Raw genomic sequence first — 26,490 nt, 5'->3', positions numbered from 1 at the left:
GGAGTGTTTTACTATGAACAATGAAGAAAATGCACCACAACCAATTCGTAAATCAGATGGCAAAGGTTATTACAATCGTGGCCCACACGATACCATGCGTGACATTGAAGGACCAGATTTTTTAACTCCTCCAGCAACTGACCACGGTACTTTACCAAATATGCGCTTTAGCTACGATGATGTTCGTAACCGTCTAGAAGATGGTGGTTGGGCCAGAGAAATTACGAACCGTGAAATTCCAGCATCTGATCAAGTTGCCGGCGTTGATATGAACTTAGCACCTGGTGTTTATCGGGAAATGCATTGGCATAAAGAAGCAGAATGGGGTTTAATGCTTTACGGAAATGCCCGCGTAACTGCCATTGATGAAAATGGTAAATCTTTTATCGATGACGTAAAAGCTGGTGACATCTGGAACTTTGAAGCAGGTGTGGCTCACTCTATTCAAGGGCTAGATCAAGGAACTGAATTTTTACTTATCTTCAGCGAACCAGATTTTTCTGAAAATAATACGATGCTTATTACTGATTGGTTGGCTCATACTCCACCAGAAGTCGTAGCAGCAAACTTTAAAAAGAAAGTTTCTGAGTTGGAAAGCTTACCTAAAAAAGAAAAATATATTTTCAAAGCCGAAGTGCCAAAACCAATTGAAGAAGTTAAACGTCCTAACAACAATGGCGAAACACCACTACCATTAACTTTCCATATGGATTCATTAAAACCAATTGAATCTGAAGCTGGAAGAGTTTGGATTGTCGATTCAAAAGTTTTCCCAGCTGCTCAAACAATTTCAGCAGCCATTGTTGAAGTAGAACCTGGTGCAATGCGGGAATTACATTGGCATCCAAAAGGCGCTGAATGGCAATATTATATTCAAGGAGAAGCTCGGATGACCGTCTTCAATTCAAATGGATTAGCTAGAACTTATGACTATCGTGCTGGTGATGTTGGTTATGTCCCAACAGTTGCTGGACATTATGTTCAAAATACCGGAACTGAAAAATTAATCTTTGTAGAAGTCTTTAAAATTCCTGAGTACTCAGATATTTCTCTAAACAAATGGATAGCTACTACACCTTCACAAATCGTGGCTGATCATTTGAACTTAACCAAAGAGTTTGTCGAAAGCTTGCCACAAGAAGAAACACCAAGCCCAGTTATTTGGTTTGATCAAGATAAAATTAATCAAGAGGTCAAAAAACATACCAGCAACAATCCTTTCGAATCAGAAGATAGCAACGGCTTAAACGCCAAAGACGTCTTTTAAAAAAAGTGGCTCATTTTGTTACGCTGGCTTTAGTAACTAAGGTCAGCGTAAATATTTTTGACAAAGAAAGGACATCAACAAAATGAATAACGATATACACAATAACGAACCTTACATGTCTTTCCCTATTATTGCATTCTTACTTGCGGTAGCAGCTGGTGGTATGGATGGCTATACGTACTTTATTGGAAAAGTCTTTAGTACTGTTCAATCTGGGAACATTATCTTATTAGGACAAACATTAGCAACTAAAAACTGGTCGCATTTCTTTACAGTTGCAGCAACTATTCTAGCTTTTGGAATTGGCGCAGCGATTACAGCAGTTATCCAAAGAGAAGATTCCAAAGACTGGTCTTTTAAAGTTTTAATTATTGAAATTATTATCTTATTTTTACTATCATTAAATATCACAACAAGCAATTTATCGACTATGACAATTTGTATAATCATTTCCTTCATATCTGGTATGCAAGGCAATGCGTTCCATAAATTTGGTCAAGATTTAGTTTATGGTAATGTTGCCGTGACATTAGTTGTTCAAAATGCTTTTAGTTATCTTATGAAGGGCTTCTTTAAACAAGCTGGGGCCTTCCAAAAATCAGCTTTATATTCTCTAATTTTATTAGGGTTCGGTTTTGGTGGTTGGCTAGGTACATTATTAACCTCTAATTTTGGTAACAAAGCTTTGTGGTTCCCGATTATTATCTTTGCGCTCATTTACCTTGAAGGTAAGCATTTAGAAAAGAAAAGTAACGACAAACTAAAATTAAATCCAGCTGCATAATAATTCAAACAAAAAGTCGTTGAAATTCTAAAATGAATTTCAACGACTTTTTTATGCTTCTTTTGCCCATTCAGCACTTTCAATTTCGGCTAATTTTTGATCAATCATTTTTAAAACCATTTTTTCGGCTTCTTTACTTTCGACAAAATTAAGTGCATCACCATCAATTTGAATTTTTGGACTTTCATTGTAATTATCAAACCATTGGTCATAACGTTTATTTAATTCTTGGTAGTAATCATATAAAGTCGGGTCAAAACTTAATTGTTCATATTCCCGTCCCCGTTTTTCGATGCGGTCTAACATTGTTTCAAAGGAAACTTTGATATGAACCATCAAATCAGGATGCTTTTTGTAGGCAGCAAAAGGCAATTCTTCCATCATATTTTTCAATAGCTCATCATACACTTTTACTTCCGTATCTGTTGCCCGACCAAGATCGGCATTTAGATGGAATAATAAAGAATCTTCGTAAATCGAACGATCCAAAACATTATGATCTGCTTGCATCGCTTTTTTTATCATATCAAATCGTTTATTTAAAAAGTAAATTTGTAACAAAAAGGCATATTGTTCAGGATTGGCATAAAATAATGGCAAGACTTCATTATCATCGACTGATTCGTAAAATGCATCTGTCCCTAAATGTTTTGAAACCATTTCCGTTAAGCTTGATTTCCCTGCACCAATCGTTCCAGCTAATACTATCACACTCATGAACCTCCAACTCGTTTCATACAAAATATAGTGTCTCTTCTTTCAACTTATCTAATATACCCCCAACATTTAGTGGTGTCAATTTTTAACAATCAATAAAATTGTTACAATATTTTAAGGAAATGTTTAAAAAATTTTTCAGTTTACTACTTCTATAAGAAGCTTTCATTTACTTGTTCGCAAACTATGAGTAAAATAGGATAGATTGCATTTATTGAGAGGACTTCTCAACATAAATAATTGGTAAGCAGCTTTGCCAATTTTCTAGGAGAATGATTATGAAAAAAAATGGTCACGGCTATGCCAGTGGAAAAATAATTTTAATGGGTGAGCATTCAGTCGTTTATGGGGAACCAGCCATTGCTTTACCTTTTAGTGGGACTGGTATTCAAACTACTATCTCTTTTCATCCCGTAAACGAGTCTTGGATTGAGTCCAGCTTTTTTACCGGACCAATCGGTCAAGCACCTGACAGCATGAACAGTGTCAAAGTGCTTATTTGGCAAATGATCAAACAATTTAAAATCCAACAACCTTTTTATTTAAAAATAGATAGCACTGTACCAGCAGAACGTGGGATGGGCTCAAGTGCCGCTGTGGCAGTATCAATTACCCGGGCATTTTTCGATTTGTTAGACATCCCGGCAACACAAGCAAATGTCTTATATTTTGTTAATCAAGCTGAAAAAATTGCTCATGGTAATCCTAGTGGGATCGACGCTACCACTATCAGCGGCGTATCACCTATTCTTTATCAAAAAAGAATCGGGATCGAACCATTTGAGTTAAACATGGATGCTTATTTAGTTGTAGCCGATACTGGTATCAAAGGACAAACCCGTAAAGCTGTCAAAGATGTTGCAACTTTAATGGAAAAAATGCCTAAAAAAATCGGCACGCATATTCATAAACTAGGTTCACTAACTAAACAAGCCCGACAAGCCATTTTAACTAATTCTCCAGAACGTTTAGGAGATTATATGAATCAAGCACAGCATGTTTTAACAACTTTAGGAACAAGTAATCAAGCCTTAGACCATTTGATTGAAACGGCATTGACCCATGGTGCGTTAGGAGCAAAATTAACTGGCGGCGGTCGCGGTGGCTGTATGATCGCGCTGGCGCAAGATGAGGTAAGTGCCCATCGTTTACAAGAAACATTACTTTCTGCCGGTGCCAATAATACTTGGGTAGAAGGATTAGGAGCCTATGCCCATGTCTAGTGGAACAGCTCGCGCTTATACGAATATTGCCCTGATAAAATATTGGGGGAAAAAAGATCAAGCTTTGGTCCTGCCAATGAATAATAGTCTATCGCTAACATTAGATGCTTTTTACACTGAAACAACGGTGACTTTTTCAGATGATTTCCCAGCTGATCAGTTTTATTTAGATGAAAAGTTACAAGATCAAAAAGCAACCGCAAAGATCAGTAATTTTTTAGATGTTTTACGAGATAAACACCAAGTAAAACAGTTTGCAACAATCAAAAGTCAAAACTTCGTACCTACAGCTGCTGGCTTAGCTTCTTCTGCTAGTGGCTTGGCTGCTTTAGCTGGCGCTACCAGTGCAGCTTTAAATTTAAATTTGTCTAGCCAAGAATTGTCTCGACTAGCAAGACGCGGATCTGGTTCAGCCAGTCGCAGTATTTATGGCGGTTTTGCTGAATGGCTGCAAGGCACAGATGATCAAACTTCTTATGCTGTTCCGATTGCCTCTGATCATTGGGAGAATGAATTAACAATGCTTTTTATGATTGTTGACGACCAAGAAAAAGCCGTTTCTAGTCGTGATGGCATGCAAAGAACAGTTGAAACTTCAGCCTTTTATCAAGGTTGGTTGGATTCAGTCCCTCATGATTTAGCCAAAGCTAAAAAAGCCATCCATGAAAAAGATTTTACCGCCCTCGGTGAAGTGACCGAAGCCAGTTCTTTAAAAATGCATGGCACTACTTTAGCAGCAAATCCACCTTTTACTTATTGGTCATCTGAAAGTTTGCGCATCATGCAATTTGTCCAACAGTTAAGAGCTGAAGGCTTTGCTTGTTATTCAACCATGGATGCTGGACCAAATGTAAAAATTTTACTGGAGAGAAAAAATGAAGAACAATTAATCGCGACCTTAAAAGAAAAATTTCCAGAAAAACAATTAGTTGTCGCCCATGCAGGGCCAGGAATTGAAATTTTAACGAAAGAAGACGTGAACCCATGATTGAAGTTTCTGCACCAGGAAAACTTTACATAGCTGGTGAATATGCTGTAGTGGAACCAGGTCACCCGGCGATTATTGTAGCAATCGATCAATTTATCACTGTTACAATTGAGGCCGCTAAAAAAAGTGGTTCTATTCAATCTGCCCAATATAGTGATATGCCGATTCGTTGGACTCGTCGTAAAGGCGAACTAGTTTTAGATATTCGAGACAATCCCTTCCATTATATTTTAGCGGCGATTCACTTTACCGAAAAATATGCCCTAGAAAAAGGCAAACAACTAGCCTTCTTTGATTTGAAAGTGATTAGCGAGTTGGATAATTCCAATGGACGAAAATATGGTCTAGGATCTAGTGGTGCCGTGACAGTTTCCACTGTTAAAGCCTTAGATGCATTTTATGATTTACAATTATCTAACTTAGAATTATTCAAGTTAGCCACATTGGCTCACTTAAACGTTCAAGGAAATGGTTCCTGTGGTGATATTGCCGCTAGCGTTTATGGTGGTTGGTTAGCCTTCTCAACCTTTGATCATGATTGGGTCTTAGAACGTTTGAAACAGCAAAAAATTACGGATCTAATTGCCAGCGACTGGCCTTGCTTGCGGATCGAGCCGTTAGAAGCACCGGAAGATTTGCGCTTATTGATTGGTTGGACTGGCTCTCCTGCTTCAACTTCTGACTTGGTCGATCAAGTTCATCAGTCCCGGGAAGAAAAAGAAAATGCCTATCAACAATTTCTAAAAGACAGCAACGCTTGTGTGACTGCCATGATTGAAAACTTCCAACAAGGTGATATCGAAGCTGTTCAAGAAAAAATTCGGGAAAACCGAAGATTATTAGCCCAATTAACTACGATTAGTAACGTTGTGATCGAAACAGAAGAACTGAAAAAGCTCTGCGACTTAGCTGAAAAATATCATGGTGCAGCTAAATCTTCTGGTGCTGGCGGCGGTGATTGCGGCATCGTGATTGTCGATAAAAAAGCCGGTATTTTACCCTTAATGAGTGCTTGGGAAAAAGCTGGCATCACACCGTTACCGTTACATGTCTATCATTTAGGAGAATAAGATGAATCGAAAAGACCAACACGTATCCTTAGCGAAAGCTTTTTACCACACAAAAACAAATAATGATTTTGACGCAGTCTCTTTTGTTCACCAATCATTGGTTTCAGCTAAATTGGAAAATGTTGATCTTTCGACTGAATTTTCTGGCTTCCATTTAGACTTTCCTTTTTACATTAATGCTATGACCGGTGGTAGTCCAAAAACCAAAGAGATCAATCAAAATTTGGCTATTATTGCTAGAGAAACCGGCTTAATGATGGCGACTGGCTCAGCTTCTGCTGCTTTAAGAGATCCAGCCGTAGCTGATTCCTACTCGGTGGTCCGCAAAGAAAACCCTGATGGACTCTTACTAACCAATGTTGGTGCAGGTCGAAATGCCCAAGATGCTGAAAAAGTCATCGACATGATGCAAGCAGACGGTCTACAAGTCCATCTAAATGTGCCACAAGAAATTGTCATGCCGGAGGGTGATTGGGATTTTAGTGATTGGCAAGACAATCTAAAAGAAATTCTTACCACTATCAAAAAACCAATTATTATTAAAGAAGTTGGTTTTGGTATGACCCGTGAAACGATTCAGCAATTATTAGCCTTAGGTGCTAAAAATATTGACGTCTCTGGCAATGGTGGTACCAGTTTTACACAGATTGAAAACACCCGCCGCAAAAAAAGAGAATTTGATTATTTAGACAATTGGGGACAATCCACTGTGATCTCCCTACTAGAAGCCAAAAGTTTTTCTCACGATGGACATATTCTAGCATCTGGCGGCATTCGCAATGCCTTTGACATCTTTAAAGCTCTGACCCTTGGCGCCCAATCTGTCGGTATCTCAGCGACATTTTTAGACAAATTAATGTCAAAAGGGGTCGATGAAACCATCGCCATGATCGAAAGTTGGAAAAATGAGTTGAAACACTTATATGTCTTAACCAACTGTGAAAAAACAGCTGATTTAATTAAAAGTCCAGTGATTATTTCCGGTCAGCCAAGAGAATGGGCCGAGCTGCGAGGAATTGATTTAAAACAATACGCGCAACGCTAAAGTCAACGAACCTATTTCGTTGACTTTTTTTGTAATCAAATTGATTGACCCCGAACTAAAACCAAGCTAAGATAACAGCCAAAGAACAGAAAAGACTAATTATTTAATAGTCATTTTCCCTGTTATATCAGCTTTTTTTTGCTGATTTTTAGTTTAGTTAGGAGTTTATTATGGAAACAAAAAAATGGCGGCTATTACCAGCCGTGATCGCCACTGCAATTATGAGTTCTGTCGGGGTGTTAATCGAAACTTCAATGAATGTCACCTTTCCCACCTTGATGCGTTTATTCCGGATTAACACAACAACTGTACAATGGATTACCACCAGTAACTTGTTAGCTCTCGCCATTACTGTACCTGTTTCTGCCTTTTTAATGAGAAACTTTGCGGTGAAGAAATTATTTATTACGGCGAATTTACTCTTTTTATTAGGGGTCATTACTTGTTTTCTTGCTCCTAGTTTTGGTGTTTTAGTACTAGGACGGATCTTCCAAGGAACTGGAACTGGGATCGCCATGCCTTTGATGTATCACATTGTGTTAACGAAAGCACCTAAAAACAAACGTGGCACACTGATTGGACTAGCCACCATGACAACATCGTTAGCTCCAGCAGTTGGACCAACTTACGGCGGTATAATTGCAACTAGTTTTGGCTGGCGTATGATTTTTCTTTTGTTGATTCCATTAGTTATTCTTTCCTTTGTTTTAGGCTATTATGCGATGTCGATGGAAAAAGTCAGCAAGCACGAAAAATTCAATTTAAAAAGTTTCCTAGGTTTAGCTGTTGGTTTGGCCAGTCTCTTGATTGCCATCCAACGAGTTTCACTGCTCTGGTTGATATTAGCGATTGCCAGCTTACTAACCTTCTATTATTTTAACCGTCAGAATCATCTACTGGATTTATCGATTTTTAAAAATAAGAAATTTTTCTATTTCATGTATGGATCGTTGGCTTTTCAAGCGGCTTCATTGGGTATTTCATTTATCTTTCCTAACTTTTTACAATTAGGTTTGCAGCAAACTGCTACAGAAGCTGGTCTATTTATGTTTCCTGGTGCGATTACAGTAGCGGTCGTTGCACCGATTGCTGGAATATTACTGGACAAAATTGGTCCATTTAAACCAATTGCCAGTGGCTTTTTCTTATCTTCATTAGCCCTATTTCTGCTCATCTTTTTGATCGGTCAAAATAATATCCCATTATTTCTAGGTTTAACGATTCTTTATATGGTAGGACTTGGTTTGGCTGTCAGCAATGTCATGGCCTTAGCACTAACACAATTAGACGACTACCAACAAGATGACGGCAATAGTATTTTAAATACTTTACAACAATTTTCCGGTGCAGTATCCACCACCGTGGTCGCTCATCTATTTATTGCTGTACCAAAAAACATTGCTACGCCAGAGGTATTTGGGAGTAGAAACGGCTTTATTCTACTCTTTATTGTCCTCGCACTAGGTTTTCTATTTTTTGTACAAACCTATCGAAAAAACACGTCTCCTCTTTTATAAGCAGAGACGTGTTTTCGTTAAAGCCGTATTTATTTCCCGAAAAATCCAACACCTTCAGAGCGCCATCCCTCACGAATCAAATGCGCATTCTCCGCTAGACTCAAAGTATAGTGATGGGATCCTGCATCTCGTGCATTTGGATTGAACAAGCGATGGATGGGAATCTCAGTATTCTCTGCAGCGTAAAAAGCAATCCCTTCTTTATTCCAACCTGCTTGTCCCACCGAATCATATTCGGCTCTATCTAAAGTGTAAAAATGTTCCCCAGAATTCGGGTTGTAAAGACGATAAGCTGCAATGCCTGTTGTTTCCCCACCATACCAACCGATGCCTTCGTCTTGCCAACCTAGATTAATCAGACCTTGTGCTTCTGGTCGACTCAGCGTGTATAGATGTTCCCCATCATTTTTATTATATACTCGATAAAGTGGCAGACGGTCTGGATCACTGGGATTCGGATCTGGGTCTGGATTTGTCGTTGGATTTACCGTCAAACTTCCTGAAACATATTCGACTGTGTAATTATTTCCACCATCCACCGTTATACTTTCCAAAGTTAAGCCGGCATCATCATTTACCGAAAAAATTTCTTGTGTATTTTCAGCGTTTCGACTAATAATAGTACTGCTATTCTGGGATTTTAGTAAAACATGACTCGTACTTTTCGATATGACAATCGGATTATCTAAAGTAATCGTATCCCAAAAAATAATCTCCACAAGATCACTTTCAGTCCCACCTGTCGCATTGGCGATTGCCATAACTAATTCAGCTGCTATCGTGATAGGATCCGTCACTTGCCGAACGGCTTTGTCCATCATAAGAGCTATCGGTTGGTAAAGATACTATGAGTTTATTTTTGGTTAATGTGACAGGCTTACGTTTCCACTGGGCAAATAGTTCGATAGTTGCGCCATCAGATACTCCATCGGCAGAAAAAAGTCCATTCATTGGATAAATTTTCCCATCAGTATCTTTCCAGCTACTCAAAGTGTAGCCAGCTTTTTCAAAATTCCCAGAAAGTTGTAATTCTTCATCAAAATCTTTCGTATTTTCTTGTAACTCTGTCTTATTACCATCGCTATAACGAATCACAGTATAATTTCGTTTGCGCCAATCCTTCACTTTAAATGTCGCACTTTTAGTGAAGATCGTTGTGCCAAATACCATTTCTTTATCGCCATCACCCTTGTTATATGTCCATCCTGTTGGCACATAATTACCATTATTGGTAACTAGTTTTGGATCTGCTAGTCCCTCACTTCCATTGATGATAATAGCTTCCACAGGGTCAAAATCCTACTCTCCTTGATTTACATCAAAAGTAATTTTTACTGGGTTATCTAGCACTTGATACGTCACTGTTGGTGTCTCAGATGTTAGCCCATTATGATAAGTGGTTAAAGCAGTATCATAATCAAATATTTCAGTATCATTGATCCATCTTTGTGTACCGTCTGGTGTCCTTAGGTTAGGTGAGCTTTAAATTTGAAATTGCTAGAAAGTTTTAATTCGGTAAGGGCGCTAACTCCGTTAAACATACCAGACATATTTGTCACTTTGACTGTTTTGAAATTACTAAGGTCTAGACTTTTTAGACTGCTGACTTCGGAAAACATATAATACATATCTAGCACATTACCTGTTTTAAAATTACTTAAATCTAGACTTTCTAGGCTGCTGGTTCCGGAAAACATATAATACATATTTATCACTTTGGCTGTGTTGAAATTGCTAAGATTTAAACTTTCTAAACTGCTGACATTGTAAAACATATCACGCATATTTATGACATTTTTAGTGTCTACCCCGATCAAATTAATCATCTTCAAATTTGAACAACCAAAAAAAAGTCTCGCCATACTCTTCACATTCTCAATATTTACATTCCCAAAATCAATCGATTAAATAATTGGTCTTCCACTTCCACCACCATTGTCATACCGGCCAAACAACTCCGTCAGATCATCATCTAAAATTTTAACAGGTGTTTTCTCAGCAGAGTTTTCAATCGTGAAGCTTTTTAATTTCCATAAGTTAGAACTTGCAGTTAGATGATCGCCAAAAACTTCTGCCAAGTTTATTTTCTCTGGTTTACTACCATATTCTGCCGGAATCCTGATATCTTTTTCTTCAAGTACAGCACCTGATAAAAGCCCAGTTATTGTTGCTACTGGTCCTAAAGTGTCCCATGTAAAAATATTTTCTTCTTGGTACCGAAACTATCTACCTGAGCTGCGACAGTTGGTACAACTTCTTTTACTTCAGCGGTTTTTTTCGACACAGTTGGCTTCTTCCAAAATTTCATCAGCTGCCAGTAACGAATTTTCCAGCACTTGGGTCTCATCTGTGCTTTCCTGATGAGTTTCTGCCAAGACTGGCAAGCTGCCTAAGCCGAGTTGTACTACTAATAATATCCCTGTCATTATGCTAATCAGTTGCTTATTCCATTTTATCCGCTTAAATTTTTGTTCCGTTTTCATTTTTTCACTCCTTCAAATAAGCACAATTCCAAAAAACATTATTTTTATCCACTAAAAAATAATTTGAAATTGATTATTTCTTTAATTTTAAGACTAATAATTCCAATAGCACAAAGAAACTAACTAAGCAGATAGACTTTTTCAGCAGCTGGTGTCCTTCAACGATCTAACCCACCAAAAACGGGTGGATTTCTTAAGATTTCAAACATAAAAAAGCAGGTCTCAAAGTTTTTCTACTTCAAAACCTGCTTGATTCATTTATTTTCCGTAAAAGCTAGTACCTTCTACTATTCAACCTTCTGAAATCAGCCAAGAATTTTTATCAGTACTTACGGTATACTATCTAATGAATACTAACACCTGGTAGAGTTTTAGCAGATTGCTTATAAACCTGTTAATTTATGTAGACTACCAAATGATGAAAATCACCAACAATCGATAGACAAAATCAACCATATGCTGCGCTTAATCCTAACTATTTTGCAAGCTAATCCGAAAAAAACTGCACTCTTTATCTCAGTACAGGTTTAGCGTCATGTTATTACTTCTGATGCATCAAACATATCTTTTCATATTTCTACATGGTTTTTCATTAAATGTCTTTGATTTGAGGTTCATTTTATGGTTTTCAAGAAGTTCAGCTTTTTACTTGATGATCCAAGCAAACAGACGATCCAAAAATAAAGCAACAAATGCGCATAATATAGCGCCTACTAGGATTATCGGTCCGCCTTCGGTAATATTTATCCCTCTTAAAATAATATCTCCCAAGCCACCAGCTCCGACAAATGAACCAATTGTAGTGATACCGACAGCAATCACTAAAGCATTTCTGACACCGGCCAAAATAACTGGTAAGGCTAACGGAATCTTTACCATCAGTAAAATTTGGAAGCGGCTCATACCTACTCCCTTGGCGCTATCAACATACGTCGGGTCCACATTATTTAGACCAACATAAGTATTGCTGACAATTGGTAGGAGGGAGTACAGGATTACGGTGGCAATTACTGTATTTTTGCCCAATCCTAATAGAATTAACAAGATAGTCAACATACCGATTGAGGGAATTGTTTGAATAACATTAATGATTCCTATAACAATACCCGCGATTTTTTTATTATCTGAAAGAAAAATACCAATCGGAAACCCAATTAAGAATGTTAGAACAACACTAACAATCGAAATATATAAGTGAGTAAATAATTGACTAATGATATAAGAAGAGTTGTCACTGAGATAATTTATTAATCCATCAATCATCTGCTATCCTCCTCAAAATAATTATTTTTTTCTAGAAACTGACGTGCAATTAAGGCTGGTTCTAATAATTCAGTATCTGAAGCATCATTCATTTTCTGCATCATTTCTGTATCAATGGTTCCATCTAACTTCTTCAAAATTTCCTTTAATCCAGGATTTTCTTTTAAAATTTTATCGCTAGCCACTAAACTACAAGTATAGGGTGGGAAAAATTGGCGATCATCTTCTAGCATCACCAATTCATAACTACCTACACGTCCATCGGTAGAATAACCCAGGATGACATTTAATTCATTTGCTACCAGTGCATCGTACAATAAACCTACTTGCATCGGAAAGACCCGCTGAAATTTCATGCCATACTCTTCAGTAAAGGCTTGATAGCCGTCTCCCTCTCGTTTATACCAAGTTTGGTCGGTTCCTAAAGTTAATTCAGCTGCATATTGTTTTAGATCACTGACATTTTTCAAATGATACTTTTCGGCAGTTTCTTTTGTCACCATAAAGGTGAATTGATTGGAGAAGCCGTAACTAGGAAACCAATCAAAATTATAACGTTTTTGAAACTCTTCTTGAACGATTTTTAAAGCTTTATCAGGCTCTTTTTCTGGCGCGAGTTTTAAAGTCCCCACTAAATCGGTTCCAGTATAACGTGGAGAAGCAATATCTAAATCTCCTCGCTCCATGGCTGCTTGCATCATATTTGCGGAGCCTAGGTTATTGAAAAAAACAATTTTCTTATCCGTGTAGTGTTCTAATAGTTGCACCACGATATTTCCTAAAATCTGTGATTCTGAAGTAACTCCGCCAGAAACCGTAATCGTGTCATTTTTCTTAGAAAAAGTTGAGCCCACAAAAACAAGAAAGGTACAAAAAAATATGGTTAAAACAATTATTTTCTTTCTCATCTACTCACCCCGTCCCACAGTAACTCGTGACTCAATAAACCTAAGTACAGCATCTGTTAATAAGGCCAACAAAGTAATTGGGATAGTTCCCATCATAATCAAATCAATGCGATATAAGGTAAGGCCATTAAATATAAAATCTCCTAAGCCACCAGCCCCGATGTAAGCTGCCAAGGTTGTCCAAGAAATAACATAAACAGCAGAAACCTTGATACCTGAAATGATGACACTAGCTGCTAATAGAAATTCTATTTGAAAAAGTTGCTGCCATTTTGACATCCCCATCCCTTTTGCCGCATCTAAATAAATAGCATCAACTGATTGAATCCCGACATATGTATTTCTTAAAATAGGCAATAGTGAGTATAGAAAAAGGGCAATAATTGCTGGTACTTTCCCAATCCCAAAAATCGGTAACATAATCGACAGCAACGCCATCGAAGGAATCGTTTGAAAAAATCCAACAATATTAATAATCGTGTTTGAGCCTTTTTTTAGTCTCGTTAATCCAGCTCCTAATGGAACAGCCACAACAATCCCTAAAAAAATTGCCGCAAAAGAAATATACAGATGCTCCCAAAGTTTAAAAAGAATTTCCGCACCATATTGATTCCAAAAATTAATCATATTATTCACCTACTTCAACTCTTTGTAAATCAATGAAACCAACGACGAACGTGTGATAATTCCCACTAAGTGATTGTCATCATTCACAACTGGCAAGTATTTTAATTCCATATTTAATAATGGATCGATGACATCAACCACTTTTTCCTTCTGATTTACACTGGCAGTTTCTGTCTGCATAATTTCATAAATATTGACTGAGTCATCTAATCCACAATCGACATCATTAATATCAATAAAACCTTTTAAACGATTACTTTCATCAACAACTAAAAGTGAGTCCACTTTTTTTTCAGTCATCAGATTAACCGCCTCAACTAACGTCTTACTTAAGGAGATACTAGCAATCTCAGTTTCCATTAAATCTTGAACAAAAATTTGATTGTCGATATGTTTGTTCTTCTTACGTTTTCCAATCAATTCTTCCACGAAATCGTTGGCAGGATTACGTAAAATTTCATCAGCGGTATCATATTGAATGACCTTGCCATGATCCATAATAATAATTTTGTCAGCTAATTTAATCGCTTCATCCATATCATGGGTGACAAAAACAATTGTTTTTCCCATTTCTTGCTGTAGGCGTTTAATCATTTCCTGCAAAGCGTCACGGGTAATTGGATCCAATGCGCCAAAAGGTTCGTCCATTAAAATAATATCTTGATCTGCCGCTAGTGCACGAATTACGCCAATTCTTTGTTGTTGACCACCAGATAAATTTGCTGGTTTACGATCCAGATAATCTTGAGGGAGTTCCACCTTCTTAATTAATCTTTCAGCGATACCGGATTTTTTTTCTTCTGACCATTTCAACAGCTTAGGCACAATCATGATATTTTCTTTAATTGTCATGTGGGGAAATAGACCAATATTTTGAATAACATAACCTATTTTTCTTCTTAATGTATCACCATCGAGATCGTTAATTGATTGGCCATTTATTTCAATATCACCACTTGAAGGTTCAATCATACGGTTAATCATCCGTAATAATGTCGTTTTACCACTGCCACTTGTCCCGATCACGCAGATAAATTGGTGGTCTTCAATCTTTAAATTTAGTCTCTCGACGGCAACTGCTGAAGGGCCATAATTTTTTGTTATCTCAGTAAATTCAATCATCTGTCTTCCCTCACTTTAGTTAAAACTCTAAAAAGCCGTGTATTTCAACGGCTTTTTTTGCTAATTCTCTGGGTGTAAAATTTCGTAAGACTTCATTAAAACTGGATCAATATGCGTAGCTATTTGTTGATACACTTCTTCATTTAGCCGGCGATAGATCGCAACATTATCAGCTTTAGGAGTAAATACATCTTTCACCTTTACCATCTTATCAACGGCTTCTTCATATGATTTATAGACACCTAGGCCAACTGCGGTATTAATGGCTGCTCCAACACTGGCACTTCCATTAACAACATTTCTTTTTACTGGCAGATTGAAAACATCAGCGAAGATTTGCATTAACAAATCACTATTTGAACCGCCACCAGTTACGATGACTTCTTTAATTTCCTTACCAAGTTCATTGGTCATATTAGTCACATTATTTTTCATTGTATAAGTAATGCCTTCTAAAATTGAACGATACATGTAGCGATAATCATGATGGGCATTAAAACCAATCATCATCCCCCGTTTATAAGGTTCCCAAGGATTAGCTAGCCAATCCAATACAGTCATTAAGCCATCACTACCAGCAGGGACATTTTGTGCTTGTTCATTCAAATATTCTTCTTCAGAAATATCTTGATAATTTCCTCGAATACTAATTTTTTCACCTAATAAATCTTTAAACCAAGAAACTGTCCACATACCACGTCTGATGCCGTAACCTTCATAGGCGTATTTCTCTGGGATTGAAGACATAATGCCCCAATAATTTGTGGAATCTTTTGGCATATCTTTTCCGGTGACCATGCTACTAATATAAGTTCCTAAAGAAACAAAAGCTGAGTAATCATGGATTAATCCAGCCCCTAAACCTTCCACTGCTTTATCACTAGTAGTCGCAACTAACGGAAGTCCTACGGGAAATCCCGTTTTTTGACTGGCTTCTTCAGTAATATGACCTAAAATATCGCCTGGTTTAACAACATCAAATAACATATCTCGGGATAAATTGAATTGTTCTAAGACTTTTTCGTCAGTTGACCAATCCCAGGTTTCGTAATCCACTGGCCACTGACCAAAGTGATTACCAATATTATCCTTAAATTCACCGGTTAAGCGGTGGGTTAAATAACCATTTGTAGAGGTTACATACTGAACTTCTGGATTATCTCTAGTATAAGGAGTAGCTGTTCGCTTATCCATCCAACTAATCACCGGTTGTGCTAATGAGCCATCTTTTTTCAAAAGTACCCGACAACAACGAATCGAACCTAAGCCAATCCCAATAATATCATTTTTCCGAATACCAAATTGCCCCATGGCTTTTTTTGCCGCAATACAAAGGGAATCCCACAAATCATCACCAGGATGTTCAACGACACCGCCATCATCCAGGTGCATTGGTCGTAGATTTTCTCTCCCTTCAGCAATGATATTTCCTTCTAAGTCAAAAACAACAATTTTTGTACTTTGGCTCCCACCATCAATACCTACAATATATTTTTTTCCCATCAAAGTTCTCCTTCAATTAGCGGACTAAGAAACCACCATCAACAGTTAAGATGTGACCGTTTACAAAATGAGAGGCTTCTGATGCTAGAAAGACTGTCGCACCCATTAAGTCTGCCACATCTCCCCAACGGCCTTCAGCAGTATGATCAACAATCCATTTATTTCTTTCAGGATCTTCAATAGAAGCTTTTGCAACTGGTGTTTTGAAATAACCTGGCGCGATGCCGTTTACTTGAATGTTATATTGCGCCAACTCATCACAATATGCTTTAGTTAAACCAGCTATTCCGTGTTTAGAGGCCGCATATGCTGGTGCCCACTGACCACCTAAGAACGAGAACAATGAACAAATATTGATGATTTTTCCGCTCTTTTGTGGAATCATAAATTTCGCCGCTTCATGACTTAAATCAAAGGCCGCCGTTAAATTAATCGCGATGGTTGGATCCCATTTATCTCTGCCATAACTTAAAACATCATCGACCGGACAAATACCAGCACAGTTTACTAAAATATCAACTGAACCTAATTCAGCAACACATTTTTCAATAATTTCTTTTGCTACACCATCTTGAGTAATATCAGCATACATATAGAAAGTTTTCGCGCCACGTTCTTCCAATGTTTTGTTAAACGCTTCATCATCAGGCATAATTGAAGCCATAAAAATATTTGCGCCAGCCTCAGCTAGAGCTAAAGAGAATGCTTGACCTAATCCTGTATTCCCACCAGTTACAATTGCGTTTTTGCCCTTAATATTAAATAAATCCATTTTGAAGTCTTTAATTTCCATGTTTATACCTTCTTTATTTTTATTTTTTTAAACGCATAGTTAATTTTTCAACAAAAGTTGCCGCGTCACCAATAACCGTTAAATCTGCTAAATAATTCATCGGTGCACCTTTGTCTGTATTTACTGAAATTAAGTGTTTTACCTTCTTCAATCCTTCAACATGCTGCATCGATCCATAAATCCCTAAAGAAATGTACAAATCAGGACTAACGGTTTTACCGGATTGACCGACTTGAATTTCTCGTGGTGCTTTACCTCGTTCAACTACTTCTTTTGAAACAGAAACCAAGCCAGCTAACTGTTTAGCCAGAGGTACTAAATTCTCTATTTCCGTTTCATAACCTGCTCCCGCAGAAACCAGAACTTTAGCTTCACGAATATCTTTTAGTTCTGGTTGATTTTCAATTTTAATTATTTCAATTGTAGACGCTTTCATTTCATCTGGACAAAATGTGATCACTTTCGGTTCTTTAGTCAATAGCTCTGGATGAAAAACATTTGGATGAACACTTGCCATAATTGGTGTCGAGTCACAAACAATACTTGCTAACATATTTCCTGCAAAGGCTGGACGAATTAGTTTTCTGCCTTTTTCATCAACCTCAATTGCTGTAATATCAGCAACTAACCCAACTTCTAGTTTCATAGCCAATCTCGGCGCAACCATTCGTCCAAAATCAGTTGCTAAGATAATAATCGTATCAAATTGATAAGTTGTCTGAACCTGTTGGATCAATTCTGCGACAATCCGACTATCTTTTAGGGATTCTTGTGTCTCGATTGTCAGCAAATAATCCAATCCTTTAAGCTCTTTATTTGATAAGTTTATTCCTAGACCATAAAGCGCAACTTCTTCTTCACCAGCTAGTTGACTCGCGACTTCCACCAAATCAAGAGAATAGTTTAATTGTTCTTCATCTAATAGTACTAATGCTTTAAACATTATAGATATCCTTTCTCTTGTAAAAAAGCTACTACAGTTTCGATTCCTTCATCATCTACCTGCATAGTTTGATGATCTTTTTTTTCAGGTTTTATAAAAATATTTTTTCTTACTTTTGTAGGTGAACCTTTTCTCCCAATCAAATGTTCATCTAACGCTAAGGTTTCGTTTGTTACTAGAGAGAATTGTTCATCGACGTTTTTATCGATGTTTTCATATCTAACGAAACCCAAGCGTACGTTGATTTGACTGATGATACTAATTAAGCAAGGAAACGGTATTTTTAACTGGAGTATTTGATTGTCTTGTAATGCTTCTACAATTGTATAGCCATCAAAGCAGTCAATTTTTTTAACATTAGAGAATTGATCAATTGCCAATAATTCAGCGACTTGGGGACCGATGTGGCCAGTCCCACCATCTAAAGTATGGGTTCCAGTCAAAAGCAAATCATAATTTTGTTCACTAAGATACTTAGCCAAAACACGGCTGGTAGCTAGAGAATCACTCCCAGCGTATGCTTTGTCACAAATGAGTGTGGCTTTGTTTGCCCCTAAGCGGACAAAATCTTTTAACTCTTTTTCAATTTTTTTAGGTCCCATCGACACTACTTCAACATTCACATTCTTATCAGTCTTCTTTGCTTGAAGGGCCCAGGCTAAAGCATTTTTATCATCAGGATTTAAAACTAAGCGAGATGTTTCTCGATTAATTCGGTCATTTATTTCATCATATTCGAATTTTTCAGCATCAGGTACAAATTTGACTAAACAAATGATTTTCATTTTTCACGCATCCTAACTTTAAATAAATGAGACTATTTTTGATATTTATATCCCTCTTGCACTGGATATATATTCCCAAAGTTCATAATTCCTTTTGGATCAAAGATTTCTTTCAAGCTTTCTAACATATAATAAGCTGATTGATGTTCCTCTTTTGTCCATTCATTGCGATACTTGCCAATACCATGGTGGTGACACATAGAACCATTAAGTTTTAAAGTTTCTTCAACAATAATGGCTTGAATAGGGTGATGGTAAAGTTTCATTTCATCCTCTGGTTCACAGTTGATATTATAATTGTAAACAAAGTACATATTGGTTCCATTAATGTAACTATGGGATGAATGTCCTCCTAGCATAGTTAAATCCTGAGCCCGCGGAAATTCATTACGAATCCGATCAATTACATTATTATAGATTTGAGGAATTGTCTCCCAATCGGCAGAAATTTCTGTTGTGAAACCATCATGTTTGTCATTGTCGATCATACCTTGCACTTCATCATCAATGGTTTGTTCTGTCCAATTTAATTGATTAAACCAATTTTCGATTAGCTGGCTATCGACTTGTTTATAAACTCCTTCATTGAATTTTTCAACCGCTTCTTCAATTCCTACGCCCGTTGCCTCAACAATGCCTTTTGGTCCTTCAGCCATGAAAATCAAGACGCATTTTTCTTCGTAAAAATGATAGAAATGTTGTCTCGCATCTTCAGGTGAATACGTTCTGGCTACAGATGGACGATAGCCATTAGTCATGACTTCACGCAAGACCTTAATTCCAGTCTCAACATCATCTACTAAATAGCCAAAGAATTTATTGTTCTCAGGATAATATTTAAAGATTTTTACAGTGACTTCAGTGATATAACATAATGTTCCTTCATTCCCAATCACAATATGACGAATATCAGGGCCACCTGCTCGACGAGAAACATTTTTAATTCTTGAAACATGACCATTAGGAAAGACACATTCTAAACCAACGACCATATCTTCAATTCCACCATATAAAGTAGAAAACTGTCCGATTGAACGAGTAGAAACAAGTCCACCGTATTGAGCGATTGGTTTTGATTGTGGTGAATGTCCGGTGGTATAACCAATTTTTCTTAGTTCATCTTCAAGATCTTGCAATCTCACTCCAGCTTGAACGGTTGCTTGCATATTATAAGAATCAATTTTTAAAATTTGATTCATCTTAGAGCCATCAATCACTAGAGCCAAATCTTTCCAGTTTTCAAGCCCCCCTTCAGTCGCCGTTTTCCCACTTCTAGGGATGACATTAATATCATTATCATTTGCGTACATTAATAATTCTCTGACTTCTTCAGTATTATTAGGTAGCACTACTGCAGTAGGTATTGGATTATCCAAAACTCTTTTTGCTTTTGCATATTTACGATAGCGATCCGAAGAAGCATCATACAAAGTTTCATAATCAGTCAGAACTTGGGCAGCAGGAACAAGTTTTTTAACGTCATTAATGATACTCTCTTTAACTAAGGTGTCTGAATTCATTGAAATAACTCCATTCATTTTGAAATTTATAAAACGTTTTCTTGCTTCAGAGTATACAGAGTTTTTTTTTACTTTACATTAAAATTTGATTAATTTTTCCAATAAAATTTGATTTTTTTAATCAAAAACGGAAAATTTTCCACAGGAGATAGGTTTTTTTTTTCTGCTATGGTATCATTGACTTATAAAATCTAGGAGGCTTTAATATGCACGTTCATATAGATAGATTAAATAGCTTAGAACTAAAAATACATCAAAATTTGCTGGCTGCTAGCAAGGAGCACTCAAGTTTAACCATTACGGAAGCTGCCGAAATTGCTGGTGTATCTCCTTCTAAAATATCTAAGTTTGTTAAAAAACTAGGCTTCTCAGGTTATAAAGAATATGCACGTTTCTTATCTGGAAAAGAACTAGTTAAGCAAAAAAAAATGAATAACGAATTCACTAGAATACAAGACTTTATGGAAAACTTTGAAGAAGACAATGCTGAATATATTGCTGAACTTATCGACACCTATGATAAAATTATTCTTTTCGGCTATGGTCCTACTCATATTGCCTTGGAATATTTTGAATATAAATTAAACTATACTGTCGATAAAAATATTATTTTAGCTACACAAGAATCGCTTATCCCTAGCTTAATAAGTGATAAGACATTACTCTTAATATTTTCAGTTGCTGGAAAATTTGCGCAATTTGACTATTTGTTCCAAGAAGCTGCAAAGAAAAAGGCTAAGGTATTATTAATCCTAGAAGAACTGAATACTGAAATTAATTTAGAGAATCACGAAACGATCTATTTAACAAAATCTCATCAGTCTGAATCCTTAAATTCACACGAAAAAACTCGAACAGTGTTTTTTTTAGTTATTGAAGAAATTATTCAGAAGCTAAATCAAAATAAAAAATCTTCTACTTAATTTTCGTAGAAGATTTTTCATTTTCCATATTTTCCATTTTTTATTCATACAATCGTCAATTTGATAATTTTTTCATGAGATTTTTATTATAAAAAGTAATTGACAAGCTTAAAGAAAGCCTTTACACTAAAACCGTTACTAGAGAGAATAGTGTGTCAATGGACTTATTTTTGACAATTAGATAAAATGGAGGTTATTTAATGAACAAAGCATCTGTTAAAAAATACGGGACCCTATTACTCTTAGCCGCTGGCGCCGGAATCATTTTCCAATTACCTTATATTCGTGAAACGTTCTATGTACCAATTCAGCAAGCGATGAATTTAAGTAATGCTCAAATGGGAATGCTATCCTCTGGCTATGCCACTATGGCGACTGTTTCTTATTTTATTGGTGGGATTGTGGCCGATAAGTTTTCTGCACGAAAATTGTTAACTATTTCATTTTTGGCAACTGGTTTGTTAGGTATTTGGTTTTCAACCTTCCCTTCTTTCAATACAGCTAGACTAATTTTTGTTTTGATGGGAATTTCAACTATTATTACCTATTGGTCTGCAATGATTAAAGCAACTCGGATGTTAGGTGATTCTTCGGAACAAGGTCGATTATTTGGTTTACAAGAAGGTTTACGGGGAATTTTAAATGCTATTTTGGTATTTGGAATGACTGCAGTCTATGGTCGTTTTGCAAATGAAATCTTAGGGACAGCTTGGGCAATTCGGACATGTGCGATTGTTGTAATTATTATTGGTATTTTAAATTGGTTTATTATTGAAGACACTGACAAGGAAGAAAATGCTGAGTCTTTCTCTGAAGTAATTATCGGTACCTTCAAACAGCTGGCGATTCCTCGTGTTTGGTTATTAGTGATGATCGTATTCTTTGGCTATAGTTTATATGGTATTTTTGGCTATATTAATACTTTAGCTATCAATATTTACGGACTATCAGTTGCTGGTGGTGCTACATTAGGTGGCACTCGTTATGTGATTCAAGCTTTCGGCGGAATTATTGGTGGACTTTTAGCTGACAAAATCGGCTCTCGAATTAAAGTGATTGTCGGTGGTGCTACTTTGACGGCTCTGTCATACGGACTTTTCCTAATTTTACCTGCAGATAAAGGTCTGTTAACAATTATTTTAGGAAATTTCGTTGCCGGTATGTTCTTTATCTATTTAATTCGTAGTCAATATTTTGCGATTATCGATGATGCAGGTATCCCGGTTTCAAAAACTGGCCGCGTTTCTGGAATCGTTTCTTGCTTAGGTTATTTACCAGATGTTTTTATGTATACGATGATTGGTGGTTGGTTAGACAATAACAGCGGTAAAACAGGTTTTAACATGATGTTCATCTATGCAATTGTGATGGCTGTTGGCTGTATTATTGCTTGTCTGGTACTAGCAAAGGTTATTCAAAAAAATAAAGTCGAAGAATAAATAAAGCTTACTCCAAAATAGTTAATGTGAGCTTTCAAACTTCAAAAACAGACAAAAGAATATAAATATAGAAGATACCCTAAATAACAGACACTGATAGAAAAATATCAGTTCTCTATTATTTAGGGTCTTTTTGTCATGAGCATAAGACTTTTAGAATTGCTATAACAGTTTATCTTTTATCAAATGCCATAATGACAAGCTTGATTTTTTCTCATTAATTATGAATAGCGAGTTTAGCTCTTTTATTTTCACTTGAATTTGCACTCTATGTGCAACACAAAAGCGACTGAATAAAGTCAAAATCCTTGACTTCAGTATATTTTAGCTTAGACAATTCAGGTGTTGGTATCACCTCTTACAAAACTGTTTTAGAAGTGATTAAATGTGTTGAGATTGCTAGAATCTCTTGCAACATTCTTATTTGCTAAACTAACATACGTTTGGTTTAGTTTTTACGTTATTGAACCATTATTAGATGATAATGTGACAACTAAAGTTTTCAATCTTGGAACGATTGAGAACGCTTCAATGGGCAGAATGATTACTCTAACACTGTTAAGTGTTGCTGACACAAATAATTAGCAGTCGATACGATTACCAGGCATTTCATGAACAAAATACTTATGACTGGATGCTACAGAGACCCCAGAACCACCAGCGAAATGCATGGTTTCCAGAACAAAAAAAGAAGAACCTCCACAAAAAGTGGAGGTTCAATTAGGAAGACTATGGTTAATAGTAGCCAAAAGATTGCTTATGGTTACTCCCATAACATTTTTTAGTGTGACTAAGCTTTGTAATCGTAAGCTGTAATGATGATTTCTTTCAACTCACTGATTAATGGTTCTTTAGGGTTAGCAGTTGTACATTGATCTTCGTAAGCAAGTTCTGCCATGCGATCAACAGTTGCATCTAAAGTTGCTTGAGATAAGTTTTGAGCTTTCAAGTTCATGTTGATGCCCACTTTAACACCTAAATCGTAAACAGCTGTTGCTAAAGCTTCAACTAGTTCTGCATCAGTGTTACCTTTTAATCCTAGGTAACGAGCGATGTCTGCGTAGTCAGCATCTGCACGGAAGTAGTCATATTTAGGGAACATCGCATGTTTTTGAGGATCTTTGGCATTGTAACGGATGATGTGTGGCAATAGAATTGCATTTGTACGTCCGTGAGGAATACCATATTCTCCACCAATTTTATGGGCGATTGAGTGACAAATTCCTAAGAATGCATTGGCAAAGGCCATACCTGCCATCGCTGATGCATTATGCATTTTTTCACGTGCATCTGGGTCAGCAGTTTCAACTGAATTTTCAAGATTTTCAAATACCATTTTGATTGCTTGTAAACTCAATCCACGAGTGTAGTCAGAAGCCATTACAGATACATAAGACTCAATTGCGTGAGTTAATACGTCCATACCAGTATCAGCAGTTACTGAAGGTGGCACAGTCATAACAAATTGAGAGTCAATAATCGCTACATCTGGAGTCAATGCGTAATCTGCTAATGGGTATTTCACGTGAGTGTCGCTATCTGTAATAACGGCAAATGGTGTAACCTCAGAACCAGTACCAGAAGTAGTTGGAATACATACGAATTGTGTTTTCTTAGGATCAGCAATTTTGTAAGTACGTTTGCGGATGTCCAAGAATTTTTGTTTCGCGCCGAAGAATGAAGTGTCTGGGTTCTCGAAGAACATCCACATACCTTTCGCCGCATCCATTGCAGAACCACCACCTAATGCAATTACAGTATCAGGTTGGAATTCATTGAATACTTCTAAACCTTTGTAAACAGTATCAGTTGAAGGGTTAGGCTCAACATCTGAGAATACTTCAACTTTCACGTCATTTTTACGACGGCCTAATACTTCACGAACGATGTCAGCATAACCGAATTGAACCATACCTGGGTCACAAACTAACATAACTCGTTCAACATTTTGCATCTTAGTTAGATATAATAATGAATTTTTTTCAAAGAAGATTTTTGGTGGTAATTTAAACCATTGCATATTATTTCTCCGTTTCGCCATAGTTTTAACATTGATTAAGTTAATAGCAGATACGTTCTTAGATACAGAGTTTTTACCGTATGAACCACAACCAAGAGTCAATGATGGGATCATTTCGTTGTAGATATCACCAATACCACCTTCAGCAGATGGTGTGTTTACTAAGATACGGCAAGCTTTCATACGCAAAGCAAATTTCACTTGCAAGTCTTCATCTTCAGTATGGATAACAGCAGTGTGACCTAGTCCGCCTAGTTCTAACATTATTTGACACATATCTAATGCTTCTGCTTGACTGTTTGCTTTAGCCATTGCTAAGACTGGAGAAAGTTTTTCACGAGATAATGGATAGTCTGCGCCAACGCCATCTAGTTCTGCGATTATCATTTTAGTCCCTTCAGGAACTTTGATACCCGCGCGTTGTGCAATATCCATTGCTGAATGACCAACGATTGCTGGGTTAACAGCAGATTTGCCTTCATTCATTACAGCGTCTTCTAATTTTTTCAATTCAGCTTTTTTCACAACGTATGCTTGATGCTTTTCGAATTCGCGTTTCACTTCATCATAAATTTCTTTATCAACAATGATTCCTTGTTCAGAAGCACAGATCATGCCGTTATCAAATGTTTTTGATACAAACAAGTCATTAACTGCACGTTTGATTTTAGCTGTTTTTTCGATATAAGCAGGAGCGTTACCAGCACCTACACCTAAAGCAGGTTTACCAGTAGAGTAAGCAGATTTAACCATGCCTGGTCCACCAGTTGCTAATACGATGGCTACGCCTGGATGATTCATCAAACCTTGAGTAGCTTCGATTGATGGTGTTTCAATCCATTGGATACAGTTTTCAGGAGCACCAGCAGCAATCGCAGCGTCACGAACGATACGTGCAGCTTCAATTGAACATTTTTGTGCTGATGGATGGAATGAGAAGACGATTGAATTCGCTGTTTTTAAAGCGATCATCGCTTTAAAAATAGTTGTTGATGTTGGGTTAGTTGTTGGTACAACCCCACAGATAACACCAACTGGTCCAGCAACTTCGATGATACCTTTTTGTTTGTCTTCGCCGATGACACCTACAGTTTTATCATGTTTGATGTTGTTCCAGATATATTCTGAAGCATACATATTTTTGATCGCTTTATCTTCGACTACACCACGACCAGTTTCTTCAACTGCCATTTTTGCTAAAAGCATATGTTTATCTAATGCTGCCATTGCCATTTCGTGTACGATATGGTCAACTTGTTCTTGTGTGAAGTCTGCCATTGCGTCTAATGCAACGTTGGCTTTGACTGCTAAATCATCAATCATTTCTTCAACACTGATTTCCTTTGTGTTTTCCTTTTCTACTGTTTTAACCATTATTAGCCTCCTAAATTTGCTAAAAATTATTTGTTAATCATTTCACATTCATATCATACATCAACGGTTTTTATTTGTAAATAGTTTTTTTGTGATTTTTTTCACACCAAATAAAAAATATTTTTCCCTTCATATAAAGGTCTTATTATTGGTATATTCCTTTGCAATCATTTAAA

Annotated in this window: 25 protein-coding genes and 1 pseudogene; 10 read left to right on the top strand and 16 right to left on the bottom strand. The window is 36.8% G+C overall.

The features are described from left to right. The first annotated feature begins 13 nt into the window (after positions 1–13). Together ID741_RS06285 and ID741_RS06280 are read left to right on the top strand one after the other, a co-directional pair. Positions 14–1,267 carry a cupin domain-containing protein gene (locus tag ID741_RS06285; RefSeq protein WP_218326395.1) on the top strand — a complete coding sequence of 418 codons (1,254 nt, stop codon included), beginning with the start codon at positions 14–16 and terminating at the stop codon, positions 1,265–1,267. Between the two features lie 82 nt (positions 1,268–1,349). Beyond that, positions 1,350–2,051, top strand: a complete 702-nt coding sequence (locus tag ID741_RS06280) for a YoaK family protein (RefSeq protein WP_218326397.1) — start codon at positions 1,350–1,352, stop codon at positions 2,049–2,051. A 51-nt stretch (positions 2,052–2,102) separates the two neighbouring features. On the opposite strand, the gene ID741_RS06275 is transcribed toward ID741_RS06280, so the two are convergent. After that, positions 2,103–2,768, bottom strand: a complete 666-nt coding sequence (locus tag ID741_RS06275) for a deoxynucleoside kinase (RefSeq protein ID WP_218326399.1) — start codon at positions 2,766–2,768, stop codon at positions 2,103–2,105. Between the two features lie 278 nt (positions 2,769–3,046). Between ID741_RS06275 and mvk the strand changes: the two genes are divergently transcribed. From mvk to ID741_RS06250, 5 genes are all read left to right on the top strand, one after another. Continuing rightward, complete coding sequence (gene mvk, locus ID741_RS06270; RefSeq protein ID WP_218326400.1) at positions 3,047–3,991, top strand: mevalonate kinase; 945 nt, start codon at positions 3,047–3,049, stop codon at positions 3,989–3,991. Further along, entirely contained in the window at positions 3,984–4,979 is a 996-nt protein-coding gene (mvaD, locus tag ID741_RS06265; protein ID WP_218326401.1) for a diphosphomevalonate decarboxylase, read from the top strand. Before mvk ends, mvaD begins: the two co-directional genes overlap by 8 nt. Beyond that, complete coding sequence (locus ID741_RS06260) at positions 4,976–6,049, top strand: phosphomevalonate kinase (RefSeq protein WP_218326402.1); 1,074 nt, start codon at positions 4,976–4,978, stop codon at positions 6,047–6,049. Before mvaD ends, ID741_RS06260 begins: the two co-directional genes overlap by 4 nt. 1 nt (position 6,050) lies before the next feature. Continuing rightward, complete coding sequence (gene fni / locus ID741_RS06255) at positions 6,051–7,094, top strand: type 2 isopentenyl-diphosphate Delta-isomerase (protein WP_218326403.1); 1,044 nt, start codon at positions 6,051–6,053, stop codon at positions 7,092–7,094. Between the two features lie 170 nt (positions 7,095–7,264). Beyond that, entirely contained in the window at positions 7,265–8,611 is a 1,347-nt protein-coding gene (locus ID741_RS06250) for an MFS transporter (protein WP_438719433.1), read from the top strand. Between the two features lie 29 nt (positions 8,612–8,640). Here the strand turns inward: ID741_RS06250 and ID741_RS06245 are convergent, their stop codons facing one another. From ID741_RS06245 to ID741_RS06180, 14 genes are all read right to left on the bottom strand, one after another. Next, complete coding sequence (locus tag ID741_RS06245; protein ID WP_438719432.1) at positions 8,641–9,429, bottom strand: hypothetical protein; 789 nt, start codon at positions 9,427–9,429, stop codon at positions 8,641–8,643. Further along, positions 9,380–9,898 carry a hypothetical protein gene (locus ID741_RS06240; protein ID WP_218326407.1) on the bottom strand — a complete coding sequence of 173 codons (519 nt, stop codon included), beginning with the start codon at positions 9,896–9,898 and terminating at the stop codon, positions 9,380–9,382. Before ID741_RS06240 ends, ID741_RS06245 begins: the two co-directional genes overlap by 50 nt. A gap of 179 nt (positions 9,899–10,077) precedes the next feature. Continuing rightward, positions 10,078–10,473, bottom strand: coding sequence for a BspA family leucine-rich repeat surface protein (locus tag ID741_RS06235; RefSeq protein ID WP_218326408.1), 396 nt, complete (start codon positions 10,471–10,473; stop codon positions 10,078–10,080). A gap of 42 nt (positions 10,474–10,515) precedes the next feature. After that, on the bottom strand, positions 10,516–10,689 hold the full coding sequence (locus ID741_RS06230) for a hypothetical protein (protein ID WP_218326410.1): 174 nt from the start codon (positions 10,687–10,689) through the stop codon (positions 10,516–10,518). 186 nt (positions 10,690–10,875) lie between these two features. Beyond that, on the bottom strand, positions 10,876–11,094 hold the full coding sequence (locus ID741_RS06225; protein WP_438719431.1) for a hypothetical protein: 219 nt from the start codon (positions 11,092–11,094) through the stop codon (positions 10,876–10,878). A 645-nt stretch (positions 11,095–11,739) separates the two neighbouring features. Next, a complete protein-coding gene (locus tag ID741_RS06220; RefSeq protein WP_218326414.1) occupies positions 11,740–12,357 on the bottom strand; it encodes an ABC transporter permease in 618 nt (205 codons plus the stop codon). Next, on the bottom strand, positions 12,354–13,265 hold the full coding sequence (locus tag ID741_RS06215; RefSeq protein ID WP_218326415.1) for an osmoprotectant ABC transporter substrate-binding protein: 912 nt from the start codon (positions 13,263–13,265) through the stop codon (positions 12,354–12,356). The genes ID741_RS06220 and ID741_RS06215 overlap by 4 nt, the downstream gene beginning before the upstream one ends. Next, a complete protein-coding gene (locus tag ID741_RS06210) occupies positions 13,266–13,892 on the bottom strand; it encodes an ABC transporter permease (RefSeq protein WP_438719430.1) in 627 nt (208 codons plus the stop codon). A gap of 9 nt (positions 13,893–13,901) precedes the next feature. Further along, positions 13,902–15,014 carry an ABC transporter ATP-binding protein gene (locus tag ID741_RS06205; RefSeq protein WP_438719429.1) on the bottom strand — a complete coding sequence of 371 codons (1,113 nt, stop codon included), beginning with the start codon at positions 15,012–15,014 and terminating at the stop codon, positions 13,902–13,904. A gap of 60 nt (positions 15,015–15,074) precedes the next feature. Continuing rightward, positions 15,075–16,517, bottom strand: coding sequence for an FGGY-family carbohydrate kinase (locus ID741_RS06200; protein WP_218326420.1), 1,443 nt, complete (start codon positions 16,515–16,517; stop codon positions 15,075–15,077). A 16-nt stretch (positions 16,518–16,533) separates the two neighbouring features. Further along, entirely contained in the window at positions 16,534–17,310 is a 777-nt protein-coding gene (locus ID741_RS06195) for an SDR family NAD(P)-dependent oxidoreductase (RefSeq protein WP_246601494.1), read from the bottom strand. Positions 17,311–17,329: 19 nt separating this feature from the next. Further along, positions 17,330–18,253: an electron transfer flavoprotein subunit alpha/FixB family protein gene (locus tag ID741_RS06190; protein WP_438719428.1), complete on the bottom strand. Its 924-nt coding sequence runs from the start codon at positions 18,251–18,253 to the stop codon at positions 17,330–17,332. Beyond that, positions 18,253–19,038 (bottom strand): electron transfer flavoprotein subunit beta/FixA family protein, encoded by a 786-nt coding sequence (locus ID741_RS06185; protein ID WP_438719426.1) that lies wholly within the window; start codon positions 19,036–19,038, stop codon positions 18,253–18,255. Before ID741_RS06185 ends, ID741_RS06190 begins: the two co-directional genes overlap by 1 nt. Before the next feature lie 32 nt (positions 19,039–19,070). Next, a complete protein-coding gene (locus ID741_RS06180; protein ID WP_438719425.1) occupies positions 19,071–20,558 on the bottom strand; it encodes an FAD-binding oxidoreductase in 1,488 nt (495 codons plus the stop codon). 206 nt (positions 20,559–20,764) lie between these two features. Here ID741_RS06180 and ID741_RS06175 point away from each other — a divergent pair, with 206 nt between their 5' ends. The 3 genes and pseudogenes from ID741_RS06175 to ID741_RS06165 all read left to right on the top strand — a co-directional run. Further along, on the top strand, positions 20,765–21,481 hold the full coding sequence (locus ID741_RS06175; protein ID WP_218326427.1) for a MurR/RpiR family transcriptional regulator: 717 nt from the start codon (positions 20,765–20,767) through the stop codon (positions 21,479–21,481). 200 nt (positions 21,482–21,681) lie between these two features. Further along, the gene (locus ID741_RS06170; RefSeq protein WP_218326429.1) at positions 21,682–22,920 is read left to right on the top strand and encodes an MFS transporter; all 1,239 of its coding nucleotides are present in this window, start codon (positions 21,682–21,684) and stop codon (positions 22,918–22,920) included. A 459-nt stretch (positions 22,921–23,379) separates the two neighbouring features. After that, positions 23,380–23,493, top strand: a pseudogene (locus ID741_RS06165) (recombinase family protein); the annotation flags it as partial. A gap of 217 nt (positions 23,494–23,710) precedes the next feature. On the opposite strand, the gene adhE reads toward ID741_RS06165, so the two are convergent. Further along, on the bottom strand, positions 23,711–26,314 hold the full coding sequence (adhE, locus tag ID741_RS06160; RefSeq protein ID WP_218326431.1) for a bifunctional acetaldehyde-CoA/alcohol dehydrogenase: 2,604 nt from the start codon (positions 26,312–26,314) through the stop codon (positions 23,711–23,713). Positions 26,315–26,490 lie beyond the last annotated feature (176 nt).

It is taken from the genome of Enterococcus sp. AZ103 (assembly GCF_051714685.1).
In the GTDB taxonomy this organism is placed as follows: domain Bacteria; phylum Bacillota; class Bacilli; order Lactobacillales; family Enterococcaceae; genus Enterococcus_A; species Enterococcus_A alishanensis.
The sequence above is the reverse complement of the archived record's forward strand: the minus strand, read 5'-3'. Positions and strand labels throughout refer to the sequence as shown.

Bases quoted from the DNA above. Each gene is read 5' to 3' on its own strand.
- ID741_RS06215 (WP_218326415.1), bottom strand. From the start codon at position 13,265: ATGAGAAAGAAAATAATTGTTTTAACCATATTTTTTTGTACCTTTCTT.
- mvk (WP_218326400.1), top strand. From the start codon at position 3,047: ATGAAAAAAAATGGTCACGGCTATGCCAGTGGAAAAATAATTTTAATG.
- ID741_RS06175 (WP_218326427.1), top strand. From the start codon at position 20,765: ATGCACGTTCATATAGATAGATTAAATAGCTTAGAACTAAAAATACAT.
- ID741_RS06200 (WP_218326420.1), bottom strand. From the start codon at position 16,517: ATGGGAAAAAAATATATTGTAGGTATTGATGGTGGGAGCCAAAGTACA.
- mvaD (WP_218326401.1), top strand. From the start codon at position 3,984: ATGTCTAGTGGAACAGCTCGCGCTTATACGAATATTGCCCTGATAAAA.
- ID741_RS06210 (WP_438719430.1), bottom strand. From the start codon at position 13,892: ATGATTAATTTTTGGAATCAATATGGTGCGGAAATTCTTTTTAAACTT.
- ID741_RS06275 (WP_218326399.1), bottom strand. From the start codon at position 2,768: ATGAGTGTGATAGTATTAGCTGGAACGATTGGTGCAGGGAAATCAAGC.
- ID741_RS06280 (WP_218326397.1), top strand. From the start codon at position 1,350: ATGAATAACGATATACACAATAACGAACCTTACATGTCTTTCCCTATT.
- ID741_RS06205 (WP_438719429.1), bottom strand. From the start codon at position 15,014: ATGATTGAATTTACTGAGATAACAAAAAATTATGGCCCTTCAGCAGTT.
- ID741_RS06190 (WP_438719428.1), bottom strand. From the start codon at position 18,253: ATGTTTAAAGCATTAGTACTATTAGATGAAGAACAATTAAACTATTCT.
- ID741_RS06170 (WP_218326429.1), top strand. From the start codon at position 21,682: ATGAACAAAGCATCTGTTAAAAAATACGGGACCCTATTACTCTTAGCC.
- ID741_RS06225 (WP_438719431.1), bottom strand. From the start codon at position 11,094: ATGAAAACGGAACAAAAATTTAAGCGGATAAAATGGAATAAGCAACTG.
- ID741_RS06285 (WP_218326395.1), top strand. From the start codon at position 14: ATGAACAATGAAGAAAATGCACCACAACCAATTCGTAAATCAGATGGC.
- ID741_RS06245 (WP_438719432.1), bottom strand. From the start codon at position 9,429: ATGGACAAAGCCGTTCGGCAAGTGACGGATCCTATCACGATAGCAGCT.
- ID741_RS06250 (WP_438719433.1), top strand. From the start codon at position 7,265: ATGGAAACAAAAAAATGGCGGCTATTACCAGCCGTGATCGCCACTGCA.
- ID741_RS06195 (WP_246601494.1), bottom strand. From the start codon at position 17,310: ATGGAAATTAAAGACTTCAAAATGGATTTATTTAATATTAAGGGCAAA.
- ID741_RS06220 (WP_218326414.1), bottom strand. From the start codon at position 12,357: ATGATTGATGGATTAATAAATTATCTCAGTGACAACTCTTCTTATATC.
- ID741_RS06180 (WP_438719425.1), bottom strand. From the start codon at position 20,558: ATGAATTCAGACACCTTAGTTAAAGAGAGTATCATTAATGACGTTAAA.
- adhE (WP_218326431.1), bottom strand. From the start codon at position 26,314: ATGGTTAAAACAGTAGAAAAGGAAAACACAAAGGAAATCAGTGTTGAA.
- ID741_RS06235 (WP_218326408.1), bottom strand. From the start codon at position 10,473: ATGGCGAGACTTTTTTTTGGTTGTTCAAATTTGAAGATGATTAATTTG.
- ID741_RS06260 (WP_218326402.1), top strand. From the start codon at position 4,976: ATGATTGAAGTTTCTGCACCAGGAAAACTTTACATAGCTGGTGAATAT.
- ID741_RS06185 (WP_438719426.1), bottom strand. From the start codon at position 19,038: ATGAAAATCATTTGTTTAGTCAAATTTGTACCTGATGCTGAAAAATTC.
- fni (WP_218326403.1), top strand. From the start codon at position 6,051: ATGAATCGAAAAGACCAACACGTATCCTTAGCGAAAGCTTTTTACCAC.